This window comes from Luteimonas sp. A277, assembly GCF_054052045.1.
On the sequence record NZ_JBSVRG010000006.1, the window covers coordinates 143,053 to 157,477 of the forward strand.

Sequence of the window (14,425 nt, forward strand, 5' to 3'; positions counted from 1 at the left end):
CCGAAGTGCGATAATCGATCTCTTTACCCCATTCTGGAACCCGGAGTCAGAACACCATGGCCGACCAGCAGCCTGAAACCACCAACGGCGCAGCCGCCCCCACCCAGCCGGCCGGCGCGCAGTTCAGCGTCGACAAGATCTACGTCAAGGACGTGTCGTTCGAGTCGCCCAAGGCGCCGCAGGTGTTCAACGAGCAGGCCCAGCCGCAGCTCAACATGAACCTCAACCAGCGGGTGACCAAGGTTGGCGAGAGCGGCTACGAGGTGGTGCTGGGCATCACCCTGACCTGCAGCCTGGACGAGAACAACACCGTGTACGTGGCCGAAGTGCAGCAGGCCGGCGTGTTCACCCTGTCCGGCTTCGAGCCGCAGGTGCTGGACGCCATGCTCGGCACCCACTGCCCGAACGCCCTGTACCCGTACGCCCGCCAGCTGATCGGCGAGCTGATCCAGGCCGGCGGCTTCCCGCCGTTCCTGCTGCAGCCGATCAACTTCGAGTCGCTGTACGCCGAAGGCCTGCGCAAGCGGGCTGAACAGCAAGGCCAGGCGGCCGAAGGCGCAGGCGGCAGCGAGACCGCTGGCAACGCCTGATCGCATGTCCAAGCGGCCAAGGGTCGCGGTGCTTGGCGCGGGCTCATGGGGCACCGCGCTCGCCGCGCTGATTGCGCGCCACCAGTTCCCCACCGTGCTGTGGGGCTGGGAGAAGGACGCGGAGAACATTGCCGGCATTGACGGGCGGAATGAGAACGCCCGCTACCTGCCCGGCATCGAGCTGCCGCGCGAACTGAGCGCCACCACCGACATGGCGGCGGCGCTGGCCGATGCCGAGCTGGTGCTGGTGGCGGTGCCCTCGCACGCGTTTGCCGCAACCCTGCGCGCGCTGGCTCCGCTGCGTCGTGACGATGCCGGCGTGTGCTGGGCCACCAAGGGCTTCGAGCCGGGCTCCGGCCGTTTCCTGCACGAGGTAGCGGCCGAGGTGCTCGGTCCGGACGTGCCGCTGGCGGTGGTGACCGGGCCGTCGTTCGCCAAGGAGGTCGCCGCCGGACTGCCCACTGCGCTCACCGTGCATGGTGACCATCCGGCGTTCGCCGAACAGGTGGCCGAAGTGCTGCACGGCCCGGCGTTCCGCGCCTACACCGGCGATGACATGCGCGGGGCCGAGCTTGGCGGCGCGATGAAGAACGTGCTGGCCGTGGCCACCGGCGTGGCCGACGGCATGGAGTTGGGCCTCAATGCCCGGGCGGGCCTGATCACCCGCGGCCTGAACGAGATGCTGCGGCTCAACGTGGCCCTGGGTGGACGTCCGGAAACGCTGATCGGACTGGCCGGCCTGGGTGACCTGGTCCTGACCAGCACCGGCGACCTGTCGCGCAACCGCCGCCTGGGCCTGGCCCTGGGCCGTGGACAGTCGATCGACGATGCGGTGCGGGAAATCGGCCAGGTGGTCGAGTCATTGCAGACCGCCAACGAGGTCATGCGCCTTGCCCGGCGCCACGGCATCGAACTGCCGATCGCCAGCGCCGTCCACGACGTGCTGCACGGCGACATCACCCCGGCCGAGGGCCTGGCCCGGCTGATGGCGCGCGACCGCAAGGCGGAGTATCCGGCCAAGCTGTTCTGACAAAAAAAGACCCGGCCGTTGCCGGCCGGGTCGATCGCATTCCGAGGGGGGAGAGAGAGACGGTTTGCGGTGTTGCTCTGAAGGTATTGCTCTGAAGCCGGGCTGCTTACCAGGTGAAGCGCGGCCCGACGAACCACTGGGTGTCGCCGCTGACGAACTTGACGTCGCCGGACAGGCCCCAGTTCTGGTTGAACTTCACCACGGCACCAAGACGGCCATAGAAATCGTCGTCGAACTCGCTGCCGAAGTCCTCGTAGCCCACCATCGCGTGGCCTTCGAAGTTCGGCGCCAACGCAGCGCGCATGCCGACTTCCACGCTGTAGCCGTCGTAGTCGAAGCCGCGGCCTGCATCGAACTTCTCGTAGGCCAGGCGGGTCACCAGATCGGCGTTGCGGGAGATCTCGTGGTTGTAGCCCACGCCCACGCGCCATTGGTCGAAGTCGACGTTGGTATGGTCGATGTCCTGGTTGGCGTAGGCGCCGAAGATGTGGAAGTTCGGGTGCACGGCAACCGACGCGTTGACGCCAAAACCGTCGGCATCCAGGTCGGCGTTGGTGGCCATGTAGCCGCCTTCCACGTAGTTGTACGTCACGCCTTCGGCAGCGTTTGCGGCGGCGAACGGGAGGGTTGCAGCCAGGCCGAGGGCGAGCAGGGACTGTTTCATCGGGGGAGATCCTTTCTCTGCGTATTTCTGATTATTTGAAAGGTCGGCCCGGGCGGCAGGGGGAGGGGAGGAGTGCGTTCATGTGCTGAAGGCACCACGGCCGCCCGGGCCGATAGGAGGGATTGTGCAGGGACGTAGGCTAACGGCGGCTGAATACTGAACCGCGAAGTACAGGAACTTTCCGCCCGTGTTCAGATGCGTCCCTGTTGCAGCCGGGGCCGGTGGCTATTGCCCTCCAGGATGTCCTAGCTGACGCCAGGCCTCGAAGGCCACCACGGCCACGGCGTTGGACAGGTTCAGACTGCGGTTGCCGGGGCGCATGGGCAACCGCAGGCGCTGGCCGGCGGGTATGGCCTCCAGCACGGCTTCCGCCAGGCCGCTGGTCTCGCAGCCAAACAGGAAGGCGTCGCCTTCGTCGTAGCCGGGCCGGTCGTAAGGCACGTTGCCACGGGTGCTGAGCGCAAACAGGCGCGTCGGCACGATGGCCGCCAGGGCGGCATCCAGAGAGGCGTGCACTTTCACCGGCGCATATTCGTGATAGTCCAGCCCGGCCCGCCGCAGCTGGCGGTCGTCAAGGCTGAATCCCAGCGGTTCCACCAGGTGCAGGCGCGCACCGATGTTGGCGCACAGGCGGATCACGTTGCCGGTATTGGGCGGGATCTGCGGCTGGTGGAGGATGATGTCGAACATCGGGTGATTATCAGGCTTCGTCCCGCTCGGCACAGCGGTGTGACGCGGAACTGAAATATTTCCGTCGGCTGGCCGTCATCGCCCGGTAGCAACATGTCAGGTTGACCTGATCAGGAACTTTCCAATGCCGACTCGACCCAGCCTGCGGACACTCGTTCCGGGCGCTCTCGCCCTGGCCCTGCTGGCAGCGTGCTCCGGCGCGCCGGATACCGCACCGCTCGGCGCTGGCGCCAGCGCGATCGCGGAGGCTCCTACGGCCGATGACCTGGCCATCGCGGTGGATGCGATCCGGGCCCGGATCATCGAACAGGTTCCGGTTGATGCGCTGGAGGCGCTGCCTGCCGAACAGGCGCTGGCGCTGGCCACCGATGAAGAGCGGGAGGTGCTGTCGACCGGGTTCCTGCGCTTCAGCGTCGATGCCCCGGCCACCATCCACGTGCTGCTCTCGCCGGACTCCGACTTGGTGCCTTTCTGGCTGGAGGAGCGGGGCTTCGCCCCCAGCGGCCAGGATGCACTGGTGGACGGGGACGACGACTTCCGCGGCTGGAGCATGCAGGTGCCGGCCGGCGAGGTGGCCCTTGGCGTGCCTTCGATTGAGGCAGCGGTAAAGCCCTATTTCGTCGTGGTGGCGCCGGCCGCGGAGGGTGACGCCCAGCCGCAGATTTCCGCCCTGTGGCCGGACACCATGGGCGTGGCCGCGGCCACTGCCGGCACCCGCGTGTTTACCGATGACACCGATGAGCTGAACGCCATCGATCCGGCGCTCGCCGGCCTGCCGCTGCTGCAGACCCTGGAAAAGCGCGAGAACGAATCCGCGTTGCTGGGCTACTTCCGCGCTACCCCGTACCCGGCCGGCGCCGACGCCGACCACGTGGTGCTGACCTGGGCCGGAGACACCGCGACCACCCAGTCGATCCAGTGGCGTACCGCCACGGACAGCGGCCAATCGCAGCTGCGCTACGTCGCCGACGAAGCCGGCGCGGAAGCGGTGGTGGTCGAGGCGCAGAGCGTGGAACTGCACACCCCGGACGTAGCCAATGATCCCCGGGTCATGCGTCACACCGTAGCGCTCGAAGGCCTGCAGCCGGGCACCCGTTACCGCTATGCGATCGGCGATGGCGAGCAGTGGGGCGAGGAGCGCAGCTTCAACACCGGTCCGTCGCAGGGCGAGCCGTTTTCCTTCATCTATATGGGTGATGCGCAGACCGGCCTGGACGGCTGGGGCGAACTGGTACGCAAGGCGCACGCCGAGACCCCGCAGGCCGCGTTCTACGTGATGGCCGGCGACCTGGTGAACTGGGGCGAGCGCCGCGACGACTGGGACTGGCTGTTCCACAACGCCCGCGGGGTCTACGACAACCGCCCGCTGGTGCCGGCGATCGGCAACCACGAGGTCGACCAGGGCCGGGCGGAGCTGTACGTCGATCAGTTCGACCTGCCGCGCAACGGCCCTGAAGGGATCGAGCCCGAGCGCGTGTATTCGCTGGAATACGCCGACACCTTGTTCGTGGTGCTCGACTCGAACCTGGAGCCGGAATCACAGGTGGAATGGCTGGATGCGACCCTGGACGCCTCGGACGCGACCTGGAAATTCGCGGTCTTCCACCACCCGCTGTACTCGCCGCGGCCCGGTGACCGCGGCCAGCCGGAGCAGAAGGCGGCATGGGCGCCGGTGTTTGAAAAGCACGGCGTGGACCTGGTGCTGCAGGGCGATGACCACGCCTACCTGCGCACCTTCCCGATGCGGGGCGATGAAGTGGTCGACTCGCCGGCCGAAGGCCCGGTCTACATCATGTCGGTGGCCGGCTCGAAGATGTACAAGCAGACCGATGCGCCGTACGTGGCCAGGCGGTTCACCGATATCGCCACCTACCAGGTCATCGACATCGACGGCGGGACGCTGGAATACAGGTCCTATGACGTCGCGGGCGCGTTGATGGACGAGTTCACCATCCAGAAGTGACCCTGCGGCGGCCCGGTGCAATCCGGGCCGCTGCTACCAAGGGATGGTGTCCCCATCTGTGCCGAGGAAACGGCCGTTGTCGGCGCTGGCCAGAGCGTCCACTTGGCGCAGGACTCCGGCGACCGCATCTTCCGGTGCCACCTCGGCCTCGCTGCCGCCCATTTCGGTGCGCACCCAGCCGGGGCTGAAGGCCGCCACCACGATGCCGCGATCGGCCAGGGCGAGGGCCAGCAGCGCGGTGGCCATGTTCAGCCCCGCCTTGCTGATGTTGTAGCTGGGCGTGCCGAAGCGTTCCGTCGAGGCGATCGAGCCCAGCCGCGATGACAGGTTGACCACCCGCGCGCCGTCCGCCAGCAGCGGCGCCAGCGCCTGGGTCAGCAGGAACGGGCCGGCGGCGTTGGTGCGGAAGCTGTGGTCCAGGTGGTCCGCCCCGACGCTGCCGAAGCGCTCGCCCGAATGCAGTACACCGGCATTGTTGAGCAGCAGGTCCAGCCGGCCCGGCCTGTCATCGTCATGCCCACCCAGCACCATGGGCAGCTCGCGGACCAGTTCCGCGTGGGATTTCGGCTCGGCCATCTCCAGCGGCAGCACGTGCAGGCGGCCCGGGTATTCGCCGGCCAGCCGGTTCAGTGCCGTTGCTTTGCCGGGCTGGCGGCAGGTGGCCACCACCCGGTCGCCCCGGGCCAGCAGCTGGCGGGTGAACTCCAGTCCCAGGCCGCGGTTGGCGCCGGTCACGAGGGCTTGGCGGTTCGGCATGGCGTCGGCTCATCTGCAAAGATGCGGCTACGATAGCGCGCTATCACCCCTGTGCAATGCGAAGGATCTGCGATGACACCTGTACGCCCGACCACCCTGCGCCGCGGCCGCGCCGCGCTGTTTGCCCTGCCGCTGGCCGCTGCCCTGGCTGCTGCACTGCCCACCCAGCCTGTTTTCGCGCAGGATGCTTCGCAGGCCCCAGCGGTGGATATCGCCCATGACGGCTTCACCCTGCCCAACGGGCTGCGGGTGATCGTGCACACCGATCGCAAGGCGCCGATCGTGGCGGTCAACATCTGGTACCACGTGGGCAGCAAGGACGAGCCCAAGGGCCGCACCGGCTTCGCCCACCTGTTCGAGCACCTGATGTTCCAGAGCTCGGAGAACAACCCGGGTGAATACTTCACCCCGTTCGAGCAGGTCGGCGCCACCGACATGAACGGCACCACCAATACCGATCGCACCAACTATTTCCAGAACGTGCCGACCACCGCGCTGGACATGGCCTTGTGGATGGAGTCGGACCGCATGGGCCACCTGCTGGGCGCGGTCGACCAGGCGGCGCTGGATGAGCAGCGCGGCGTGGTGCAGAACGAGAAGCGCCAGCGCCAGAACCAGCCCTACGGGCAGGCCTGGGAAGTGATCGACCGGCAGATGTACCCGGACGGACATCCGTACCAGCACAGCGTGATCGGCTCGATGAACGATCTGGACGCGGCCACGCTGGAGGATGTGCACCAGTGGTTCCATGCCTGGTACGGCCCCAACAACGCGGTGCTGGTGCTGGCCGGCGATATCGACGTGGACACCGCGAAGGAAAAGGTGACGCGCTACTTCGGCCACATCCCGGCCGGGCCGGACATGGCCCAGCCCGAGGTCAACGTGGCCCAGCGCAACGAATCGACCCGCAGCATCTTCGAAGACAACGTGCCCCAGGCGCGCGTGTACCGGGTATGGAACGTGGCCCGGGGCGGCACCGCCGATATCGAGCACCTGCGGCTCATGGGCCAGGTGCTCGGTGGCAGCCGCTCCTCGCGCCTGGACCGCCGCCTGCTGCACCAGGACCGGCTGGTGGACAGCGTGTCGGTGTACGCCAGCGGCAGCCAGCTCGGCGGGCAGTTCATCATCCAGGCCAACGTGCGCAGCGGCGTGGAGCCGGAGCAGGTGGAAACGGCCATCGACGAAGAACTGCGCAGGCTGATCGATGAGGGCCCGACCGACACCGAGCTGGCCCAGGCCAGGACGGTGCTGCGCAGCGGCTTCGTGCGCGGCGTCGAGCGCATCGGCGGATTTGGCGGCAAGGCCGACGTGCTGGCGCGCTGCGCGGTGCTGGAAAGCGATCCGGAATGCTTCCGCACCTCGCAGCAGCGCATTGCCACCGCCACGGCCGATGACCTCAAGGCAGCAGGGGCCAAATGGCTGTCCGCCGGCGACCACGTGCTGGTGGTGGTGCCGGGCGACCGCACCATCCTTCCCGAAGACCCGGCGGTGACTCCCGCGCCGTTCGTCCTGCCCAAGCCGGATCCGCGCTACACCACGGTTGAGAGCACGGTGGACCGCAGCGTGGGTGTGCCGCAGACCGAAGATTTCCCGGACCTGCAGTTCCCCGAACTGCAGCGGGCGCAGCTGTCCAACGGCACCACGGTGATCCTGGCCGAGCGCCATGACGTGCCGGTGGTGCAGTTCAGCTATGAATTCGGTGGCGGCTACAGCGCCGACCAGGGCCGTCCAGCCGGCACCTCCAGCTTCACCATGGGCATGCTCGACGAGGGTGCCGGTGAACTGGATGCGCTGGCCTTCGCCGACCGCGCCGAGTCCCTGGGCGCCCGGCTGGTGGCCGGGGCGGGCCTGGATGGCAGCAATGCGTGGCTGTCCGCGCTGGGTGAAAACCTGGATGCCTCCCTGGCCCTGTATGCCGACATGATCCGTGCGCCGCGCTTTGACCAGGCCGAGATCGACCGCGTCCGCGCCAGCTGGATCGCCGGCATCCGCCAGGAGCAGGCCAGCCCGAACGGCGCCGCGCTGCGCGTGCTGCCGCCGCTGCTGTACGGCGAGGGCCATCCCTATGCCATCCCGCTCAGCGGCACCGGCACCGAGGAGTCCGTGACCTCGCTGACCCGCGATGACCTGGTGGCCTTCCACCGCGAATGGGTGCGTCCGGAACAGGCCACCCTGATCGTGGTGGGCGCGACGACCCTGGACGAAGTTGTACCGCTGCTGGAGAAGCACTTCGGCGACTGGCGTGGTGAAGGTCCCGCCCCGGCGACACCGGCGGTCGGCAATGTGGAGCGTCCGCAGGCCGCGCGGGTGTACCTGATCGACCAGCCCGGCGCGGTGCAGGCCAACATCTTCGCCGGCCAGGTGGTGCCGCCCAGTACCGACCCCGGGGCAATCCGCCTGGAGATCGCCAATGCGGTCCTCGGCGGCGCTTTCTCCTCGCGGTTGAACATGAACCTGCGTGAGGACAAGGGCTGGTCCTATGGGGCCTACTCCATGACCGCCGGCGCGGTGGGGCCGCGGCCGTGGATGGCCTATTCGGCCGTGCAGATCGACCGGACCGTGGATTCACTGCGGGAGCTGCAGCGCGAAATCAGCGAGTACGCGGGCGGCGCCGCCCCGGCCACGGCGGATGAAGTCGAACTGGTTCAGGCGCAGAACATCCGTCGCCTGCCCGGCTCGTACGAGACCGCGCGCGCCGTGCTCAACGAGATCGGCGGGATGGTGCGCTTCGACCGCCCGGACGACTACGTGCTCCAGCGCCGCGCCGAGATCGAGGCCATGACCGCCGATCAGGTCACGGCTGCCGCAGCTGGCCTGGATCCAGCCGCCCTGACCTGGGTGGTGGTAGGCGACCTGTCGCAGATCGAACAGCCGATCCGCGAACTGGGTCTTGGCGAAGTCTCGGTGGTCGACGCCGACGGCAATCCCGTCACCGGCGACTGACCGCGGTCCGCTGCAGCGCCATCCCTTCCTGCTGAACGGGGGGAGGGATGGCCGCTCCGCGGGCGGCGCGGAACGGTTGCCACCCGCGGTGCCAGCCAGCACTATCACCGGGTCCACAGACCGGTTGTTCCTGCAATGCGACAGTTCCTGCTGCTTCTCGTCCTCACCCCCGTCCTTGGCGCCTGCACCTGGGTGCACATGGCGCCCGGTGCCAGCGCGGTGCGGATTGCGCCCTCGGCGCCCACCGGCTGCCAGAAGCTGGGCGAGGTGGAGGTGTCGGTGAAGCACAGCATCGCCTTCATCGAGCGCAACCAGCTGCGCGTGCGCGACGAGCTGGAAACCCTCGCCCGCAACGAGGGCCCCGGCCTGGGCGCCAACACCATGCACGCGCTGACCGAGCCGCTCAACGGCACCCAGCGCTTCGCCGCCTGGCGCTGCGGCGGCTGACCTCCCGCCGCCCTCGTCAAATCCTGAACGCCGGGTCTGGCCAAAAATGCGCCGCCGGGTGGAAGCCGGTAACATGGTCCCTCTTTTGTCTCCGTATCCGGTATCGCCATGCTGTTCCAACACGTCGCCATCGCCGGCCTTGCACATATCGACGCGCCGCGCCGGCTCACGAGCGATGAAATCAACGCGCGGCTGAAGCCAACGCTTGACCGCCTGGGCATCCGGATCGACGTGTTCGGCGACATCGCCGGCATCCACGCCCGGCGCCTGTGGGACGGCGACGTGCAGGCTTCCGACGCCGCCACGCTGGCGGGTATCAAGGCGCTGGCCGATGCCGGCATCGATCCCGACAAGGTCGGCCTGCTGATCAACACCTCGGTCAGCCGCGATTACCTGGAGCCGTCCACGGCCTCGATCGTCAGCGGCAACCTGGGCCTGCCCGATACCTGCCAGAACTTCGACGTCGCCAACGCCTGCCTGGCATTCATCAACGGCATGGACATCGCCGGCCGCATGATCGAGCGTGGCGAGATCGAATACGCCCTGGTGGTGGATGGAGAAACTGCGGATCTCGCCTACGAGAAGACGCTCGAGCGCATGTCCCGCGACGACGTCACCCAGCAAGACTTCCGCAACGAGATGGCCACCCTGACCCTGGGTTCCGGCGCCGCTGCGATGGTCTTGGCCCGTGCCGAACTGGTCCCGGGCGCGCCCCGCTACCGGGGCGGCGTGACCCGCGCGGCCACCGAGTGGAACAAGCTGTGCCGCGGCAACCTCGACGGCATGATCACCGACACCCGCCTGCTGCTGATCGAAGGCGTGAAGCTGGCGCAGAAGACCTTCCAGGTGGCCAGCCAGAAGCTGGGCTGGGTGGCGAGCGAGCTGGATGAGTTCGTCATCCACCAGGTCAGCAAGGCGCACACCAAGGCCTTCACCAAGGCCATGGGCATCGACCCGAAGAAGGTCATGACCATCTTCGGCGAGCACGGCAACATCGGTCCCGCCTCGGTGCCGATCGTGCTCAGCAAGCTGCGCGAGGAGGGCCGCCTGAAGAAGGGCAACCGCATCGCCCTGCTGGGCATCGGCTCGGGCCTGAACTGCTCGATGGCCGAGGTCGTCTGGTAAACCGATGGCTGCATGCAGTTTGAATCGTGGGGGCCGGCTTGTCCGGCCCTTGCTGCGTCTGGGAACACATGAAATGACATGCGTCGCCATGCTGGCGGGCCGCCGCTGAGCCATGGAATTCGGAGCGGACGTACTGGCATGGCTGGCGCTGGCGGCCTTCTTCGCCGGCACCATTGATGCAATGGCCGGAGGCGGCGGGCTGATCTCCATCCCGGCCCTGCTGGCCGCCGGGGTGCCGCCGGTGCAGGCGATCGCCACCAACAAGGTGCAGTCCAGCTTTGGCACTGGCAGCGCGGTGCTGACCTTCGCGCGCCAGGGGCGGATCGACTTCCGCCGCTTCCTGTGGCCCGCGGTGGCGGCGTTCGCCGGGTCGGTGGGCGGGGCGCTCACGCTGCAGGTGGTGGATCCCTCGTTCCTGATGGGCCTGGTGCCGGTGCTGCTGGTGGCCACAGCCGCCTACTTCCTGCTTGGCCCCAAGGCCAGTGAAACCGATACCCGCGCGCGCCTGGGCAACACCGCCCTGGTCACGATCGCCTTCGCGATTGGCTTTTACGACGGCTTTTTCGGCCCGGGCACCGGCTCCTTCATGGCCACCGCGCTGGTGGCGCTGTTCGGCATGGGCCTGATCTCGGCGACCGCCCACACCAAGCTGCTCAACCTGGCCAGCAACCTTGCCGCCCTGATCACCCTGATGGTGGGCGGCTACGTGCTGTGGAAGGTGGGGCTGGTGATGGCCGTGGCCAGCGTCGCCGGCGGCCAGCTGGGTGCACGCCTTGCGCTGCGCGTGGGCGGCCGCGCGATCCGGCCGCTGCTGGTGGTGATGTCGCTGGCGCTGACCGCCAAGCTGCTGTCGGATCCGGCCAATCCGCTGGGAATGCTGCTTCGGGGTTGGCTGCCGGGCGGGTGAGGGCGGTACGTGTATGGAAAGCCAACCCGCGCATAAAGCCGCGCGGCTTACCGGTTTTGCTCAGCACTCCGCCTGTAGTGGTTTCGAAGGCCGCAATGTCCCCTGTCGCGCCATGTAGCACAGAAGTGGTACATTTCCCGGGAGCTTACTCCCCGGAGGTAGTCATGAGCACCACCACCATCCGCCTGCCCGCAGAGCTGAAGGCCCGCGTGGCGGAGGCGGCGAAACAGGCGGGTACGACCTCGCACAATTTCATCCTGGAGGCGATCGCGGAGAAGACGGATCTCGCCGCCCGCCAGGCGGAATTCCATGCGGTGGCCGATCAGCGCTACGCCGAATTCATCGAGTCTGGAAAGAGCATTCCCTGGGGGGAAGCGCGCGCTTGGCTCAAGGGTCGTGTGGCAGGTCAGGCGGTGAAGCGGCCCCGAGCCGGAAAGCTGGATCCCTGAGGTGACGCGCGTCAGGTTGGCGTCGGGGGTGATCGATGATTTCAGCCGGATCCTGGAGCATCTGGAGCTTTACGAGGCGGAGGGCGCGGAAGATCGAACCGGCCAGATCATCAGCGCCTTCGACGTACTGGCCGACAACCCGCTCATCGGCCGGCCGGTCGGCGACGACATGCGCGAACTTCTGATCGGCCGGGGCGCGCACGGATACGTGGCGCTGTATCGCTACATATCGTTGATTGATACAGCGCTGATTTTGACCATCCGGGCGCAGCGCGAAGCAGGCTACACTCAGCGATGAGCCGGGGTACGGTGATCGCGACACTCTCCGACGACAACAAAGGTCGGCGACTTCCTGCGGATCCGCTATGGCGGTATCAGCGATGCGAAGCGAATGTTGGGCCGGTGGAAGAGATCCGCGAGGCGTTTGTGGGGAACCAGGGCCACCTGTTCCGTTGAATCGGGCCCTGCGGCCTACAATTGGCCACCCTGTCCGTTCCAGCTGCCGCATGAACTTCCCCGACTACCCCGCTGTCCGCCACCGTTTCCAGGTCCGTCCCGGGATCGAGATGTCCTATCTCGACGAAGGCCAGCGCGATGGCGAAGTGGTGGTGATGGTCCACGGCAATCCGTCGTGGAGCTACTACTGGCGGCACCTGGTGAACGGGCTGAGCGACCCGGGTGCTGGCAAAGGCTACCGCTGCATCGTGCCCGACCACGTGGGTATGGGGCTGTCGGACAAGCCGGACGATGCGCCCAAGGCGCTGCCGCGCTACGACTACACCCTGCAGTCGCGCGTGGATGACCTGGGCGCGCTGCTGGAGCACCTGGGCATCGACGGGCCGGTGACCCTGGCGGTGCACGACTGGGGTGGGATGATCGGTTTCGGCTGGGCGCTGTCGCACCAGGCCCAGGTGCAGCGGCTGGTGATCCTCAATACGGCCGCGTTCCCGATGCCGGAGGCCAAGACCGTACCTTGGCAGCTGGCGCTCGGGCGGGATTACAACGTGGGCGAGATGGTGATCCGCGGCTTCAACGCGTTTTCCAGCGGCGCCTCCCGCCTGGGCGTGGAGCGGAAGATGCCGCCCGAAGTGCGTCGTGCCTACGTGGCGCCCTACGACAGCTGGAAGAACCGCATCTCCACCGTGCGCTTCATGCAGGACATCCCGCTGTCACCCAAGGACAAGGCGTGGCCGCTGCTGGAGGAATCCGGCAGGCGCCTGCACGAGTACGCGGGCCTGCCGGCCTTCATCGGCTGGGGGCTGAAGGACTTCGTGTTCGACCAGCTGTTCCTGGACCGCTTCAAGGCCGACCTGCCGGGGGCCGAGGTGATGGCCTTCGACGATGCCGGGCACTACGTGCTGGAAGACAAGCACGAGGTGCTGGTGCCGGCGATCCGTCGCTTCCTCGACGCGAACCCGCTGGTGGGCTGATCCCGAGGGTTGGGTAAGCTGTCGGGCACACCCGAGGAGCAGCCATGGCCAACGTAACCCGCGTGCGGGCGGAATCAACCGCAACCGACTACATCGTTGAACTGACCGATCCAGCCGGCCACCGCTGGCAAGCCGACGAGCCGGTATCGCTGGGCGGCGGGGATACCGCGCCGGATCCGATGCAGCTGGTGCTCTCTGCGCTGGGCGCCTGCACCGCGATCACCCTGAAGATGTACGCGGCGCGCAAGCAGTGGCCGCTGGAGGACGTGGTGGTCGACCTGGAGCTCAACCCGGACGGCAAGCCGAAGGCCGGCAACGACATCCGCCGCCGGCTGACCGTAAAGGGCGATCTGGACGCGGCGCAGCGTGAGCGCCTGCTGCAGATTGCCAACGCCTGCCCGGTGCACAAGCTGCTGGCCGGCGAAATCCGTATCGATACCGCCTTGGTGTAGGAGCGCGCCACGCGCGCGAAGCCGCGTGAACCTGATCGGCCTGACAGGACTTCGGTCACCAGGCTGTCATCGACGCCTCGCGCATGACGCAGTTTGACGGCGCGCCGGTTATTCCGTCGACGCCGACCCTGCGCAGCAGCCCAGTCGTCACGCGGCTTCGCGCGCATGGCGCGCTCCTACAGGGCGCGGCCATTTGGCAGGGCCCCGGGCCGCGCGGCTCAGGCGGCGTCCAGGCCCTGCTGCCAGAAGGCGGATTCCAGGCGGGAGGCCTTGCGGAAGATCTGCACCAGTTCCGGATAGCGGTTGTCGCTGGCGTAGCGGCGGCCGAGGTCGTCCAGCCACTCGTGCGCGGCCGCGCCGGCCTGTTGGAATGCATCGCCGGAATACTCGGCGATCCAGTCGCGGTACGGATGGTCGGCGGGGATGGCGTTGATGCCGTCCGGCGTGAGCCGGCGGCCGATCTCGGCATATCCCAGGGTGCACGGGATCAGCGCTACCTGCAGGTCCAGCAGGTCGCCTGACATGCCCACATCCAGCACGAAGCGGGTGTAGGCCACGGTGGCCTGCTGCTCTTCGGTGGCCTCCACGTCGGCGGCCGACAGGCCCCAGCGCTCGCACACGCGCAGGTGCAGGCCCATCTCGTCCAGGATCGCCCCCAGGCCGCCGCGCGCGGCCTGCATGTCGGCAAGCGTGCGGCTCTTGTATGCGGCCAGCGCATGGGCGCGGGCGAACTGGATCAGGAACAGGTAGTCCTGCACCAGGTAATTGCGGAACGCCGCTTCCGGCAGGCTGCCATCGCCAAGGCCGCGGACGAAAGCGTGGTCAACGTAGTCGTTCCAGTCGTCGGCGGCGGTGGTCTTGAGGCGTTCAAACAGGGACATGGGGGGTGATGCTCCCGTGGCAAAAGGACGAATGACGCAAACCCCATATGGTAAGCAATCCACCTCCGTCCCGTAGGAGCGCGCCACGCGCGCGAAGC

Annotated in this window: 15 protein-coding genes; 11 read left to right on the top strand and 4 right to left on the bottom strand. The window is 67.6% G+C overall.

Features of this window, described 5'->3' with window-relative positions; all coding sequences use genetic code 11:
- Positions 1 to 56 precede the first annotated feature (56 nt).
- Together secB and ACW7G2_RS07680 are read left to right on the top strand one after the other, a co-directional pair.
- Positions 57 to 590, top strand: a complete 534-nt coding sequence (gene secB / locus ACW7G2_RS07675) for a protein-export chaperone SecB (protein WP_456974389.1) — start codon at positions 57 to 59, stop codon at positions 588 to 590.
- 4 nt (positions 591 to 594) lie between these two features.
- Positions 595 to 1,620: an NAD(P)H-dependent glycerol-3-phosphate dehydrogenase gene (locus ACW7G2_RS07680; RefSeq protein ID WP_456974391.1), complete on the top strand. Its 1,026-nt coding sequence runs from the start codon at positions 595 to 597 to the stop codon at positions 1,618 to 1,620.
- Between the two features lie 106 nt (positions 1,621 to 1,726).
- Here the strand turns inward: ACW7G2_RS07680 and ACW7G2_RS07685 are convergent, their stop codons facing one another.
- Positions 1,727 to 2,284, bottom strand: a complete 558-nt coding sequence (locus ACW7G2_RS07685) for an OmpO family porin (protein ID WP_456974393.1) — start codon at positions 2,282 to 2,284, stop codon at positions 1,727 to 1,729.
- Positions 2,285 to 2,509: 225 nt separating this feature from the next.
- Positions 2,510 to 2,974, bottom strand: a complete 465-nt coding sequence (locus tag ACW7G2_RS07690; protein WP_456974395.1) for a tRNA (cytidine(34)-2'-O)-methyltransferase — start codon at positions 2,972 to 2,974, stop codon at positions 2,510 to 2,512.
- A gap of 124 nt (positions 2,975 to 3,098) precedes the next feature.
- Here ACW7G2_RS07690 and ACW7G2_RS07695 point away from each other — a divergent pair, with 124 nt between their 5' ends.
- On the top strand, positions 3,099 to 4,937 hold the full coding sequence (locus ACW7G2_RS07695; RefSeq protein ID WP_456974397.1) for a fibronectin type III domain-containing protein: 1,839 nt from the start codon (positions 3,099 to 3,101) through the stop codon (positions 4,935 to 4,937).
- Positions 4,938 to 4,970: 33 nt separating this feature from the next.
- Here the strand turns inward: ACW7G2_RS07695 and ACW7G2_RS07700 are convergent, their stop codons facing one another.
- Positions 4,971 to 5,693: an SDR family oxidoreductase gene (locus tag ACW7G2_RS07700; protein WP_456974399.1), complete on the bottom strand. Its 723-nt coding sequence runs from the start codon at positions 5,691 to 5,693 to the stop codon at positions 4,971 to 4,973.
- 72 nt (positions 5,694 to 5,765) lie between these two features.
- Between ACW7G2_RS07700 and ACW7G2_RS07705 the strand changes: the two genes are divergently transcribed.
- From ACW7G2_RS07705 to ACW7G2_RS07740, 8 genes are all read left to right on the top strand, one after another.
- Positions 5,766 to 8,636, top strand: a complete 2,871-nt coding sequence (locus tag ACW7G2_RS07705; protein ID WP_456974401.1) for a M16 family metallopeptidase — start codon at positions 5,766 to 5,768, stop codon at positions 8,634 to 8,636.
- A gap of 135 nt (positions 8,637 to 8,771) precedes the next feature.
- Positions 8,772 to 9,083, top strand: a complete 312-nt coding sequence (locus ACW7G2_RS07710; RefSeq protein WP_456974403.1) for a DUF4156 domain-containing protein — start codon at positions 8,772 to 8,774, stop codon at positions 9,081 to 9,083.
- Positions 9,084 to 9,191: 108 nt separating this feature from the next.
- Positions 9,192 to 10,208 (top strand): 3-oxoacyl-ACP synthase III, encoded by a 1,017-nt coding sequence (locus ACW7G2_RS07715; RefSeq protein ID WP_456974405.1) that lies wholly within the window; start codon positions 9,192 to 9,194, stop codon positions 10,206 to 10,208.
- Between the two features lie 112 nt (positions 10,209 to 10,320).
- Entirely contained in the window at positions 10,321 to 11,115 is a 795-nt protein-coding gene (locus ACW7G2_RS07720; protein ID WP_456974407.1) for a TSUP family transporter, read from the top strand.
- A gap of 164 nt (positions 11,116 to 11,279) precedes the next feature.
- Entirely contained in the window at positions 11,280 to 11,564 is a 285-nt protein-coding gene (locus ACW7G2_RS07725) for a ribbon-helix-helix protein, CopG family (RefSeq protein ID WP_456974409.1), read from the top strand.
- Between the two features lies 1 nt (position 11,565).
- Positions 11,566 to 11,862 carry a type II toxin-antitoxin system RelE/ParE family toxin gene (locus ACW7G2_RS07730; protein ID WP_456974411.1) on the top strand — a complete coding sequence of 99 codons (297 nt, stop codon included), beginning with the start codon at positions 11,566 to 11,568 and terminating at the stop codon, positions 11,860 to 11,862.
- A gap of 208 nt (positions 11,863 to 12,070) precedes the next feature.
- Positions 12,071 to 12,994 (top strand): alpha/beta fold hydrolase, encoded by a 924-nt coding sequence (locus ACW7G2_RS07735; RefSeq protein WP_456974413.1) that lies wholly within the window; start codon positions 12,071 to 12,073, stop codon positions 12,992 to 12,994.
- Between the two features lie 44 nt (positions 12,995 to 13,038).
- Positions 13,039 to 13,446: an OsmC family protein gene (locus ACW7G2_RS07740; RefSeq protein ID WP_456974415.1), complete on the top strand. Its 408-nt coding sequence runs from the start codon at positions 13,039 to 13,041 to the stop codon at positions 13,444 to 13,446.
- Positions 13,447 to 13,664: 218 nt separating this feature from the next.
- On the opposite strand, the gene ACW7G2_RS07745 is transcribed toward ACW7G2_RS07740, so the two are convergent.
- A complete protein-coding gene (locus ACW7G2_RS07745) occupies positions 13,665 to 14,327 on the bottom strand; it encodes a TenA family protein (protein ID WP_456974417.1) in 663 nt (220 codons plus the stop codon).
- Between the last annotated feature and the right edge of the window lie 98 nt (positions 14,328 to 14,425).

Excerpts from the sequence above, each read along its gene's own strand:
- secB (WP_456974389.1), top strand. The coding sequence starts at position 57 with ATGGCCGACCAGCAGCCTGAAACCACCAACGGCGCAGCCGCCCCCACC.
- ACW7G2_RS07680 (WP_456974391.1), top strand. The coding sequence starts at position 595 with ATGTCCAAGCGGCCAAGGGTCGCGGTGCTTGGCGCGGGCTCATGGGGC.
- ACW7G2_RS07685 (WP_456974393.1), bottom strand. The coding sequence starts at position 2,284 with ATGAAACAGTCCCTGCTCGCCCTCGGCCTGGCTGCAACCCTCCCGTTC.
- ACW7G2_RS07690 (WP_456974395.1), bottom strand. The coding sequence starts at position 2,974 with ATGTTCGACATCATCCTCCACCAGCCGCAGATCCCGCCCAATACCGGC.
- ACW7G2_RS07695 (WP_456974397.1), top strand. The coding sequence starts at position 3,099 with ATGCCGACTCGACCCAGCCTGCGGACACTCGTTCCGGGCGCTCTCGCC.
- ACW7G2_RS07700 (WP_456974399.1), bottom strand. The coding sequence starts at position 5,693 with ATGCCGAACCGCCAAGCCCTCGTGACCGGCGCCAACCGCGGCCTGGGA.
- ACW7G2_RS07705 (WP_456974401.1), top strand. The coding sequence starts at position 5,766 with ATGACACCTGTACGCCCGACCACCCTGCGCCGCGGCCGCGCCGCGCTG.
- ACW7G2_RS07710 (WP_456974403.1), top strand. The coding sequence starts at position 8,772 with ATGCGACAGTTCCTGCTGCTTCTCGTCCTCACCCCCGTCCTTGGCGCC.
- ACW7G2_RS07715 (WP_456974405.1), top strand. The coding sequence starts at position 9,192 with ATGCTGTTCCAACACGTCGCCATCGCCGGCCTTGCACATATCGACGCG.
- ACW7G2_RS07720 (WP_456974407.1), top strand. The coding sequence starts at position 10,321 with ATGGAATTCGGAGCGGACGTACTGGCATGGCTGGCGCTGGCGGCCTTC.
- ACW7G2_RS07725 (WP_456974409.1), top strand. The coding sequence starts at position 11,280 with ATGAGCACCACCACCATCCGCCTGCCCGCAGAGCTGAAGGCCCGCGTG.
- ACW7G2_RS07735 (WP_456974413.1), top strand. The coding sequence starts at position 12,071 with ATGAACTTCCCCGACTACCCCGCTGTCCGCCACCGTTTCCAGGTCCGT.
- ACW7G2_RS07740 (WP_456974415.1), top strand. The coding sequence starts at position 13,039 with ATGGCCAACGTAACCCGCGTGCGGGCGGAATCAACCGCAACCGACTAC.
- ACW7G2_RS07745 (WP_456974417.1), bottom strand. The coding sequence starts at position 14,327 with ATGTCCCTGTTTGAACGCCTCAAGACCACCGCCGCCGACGACTGGAAC.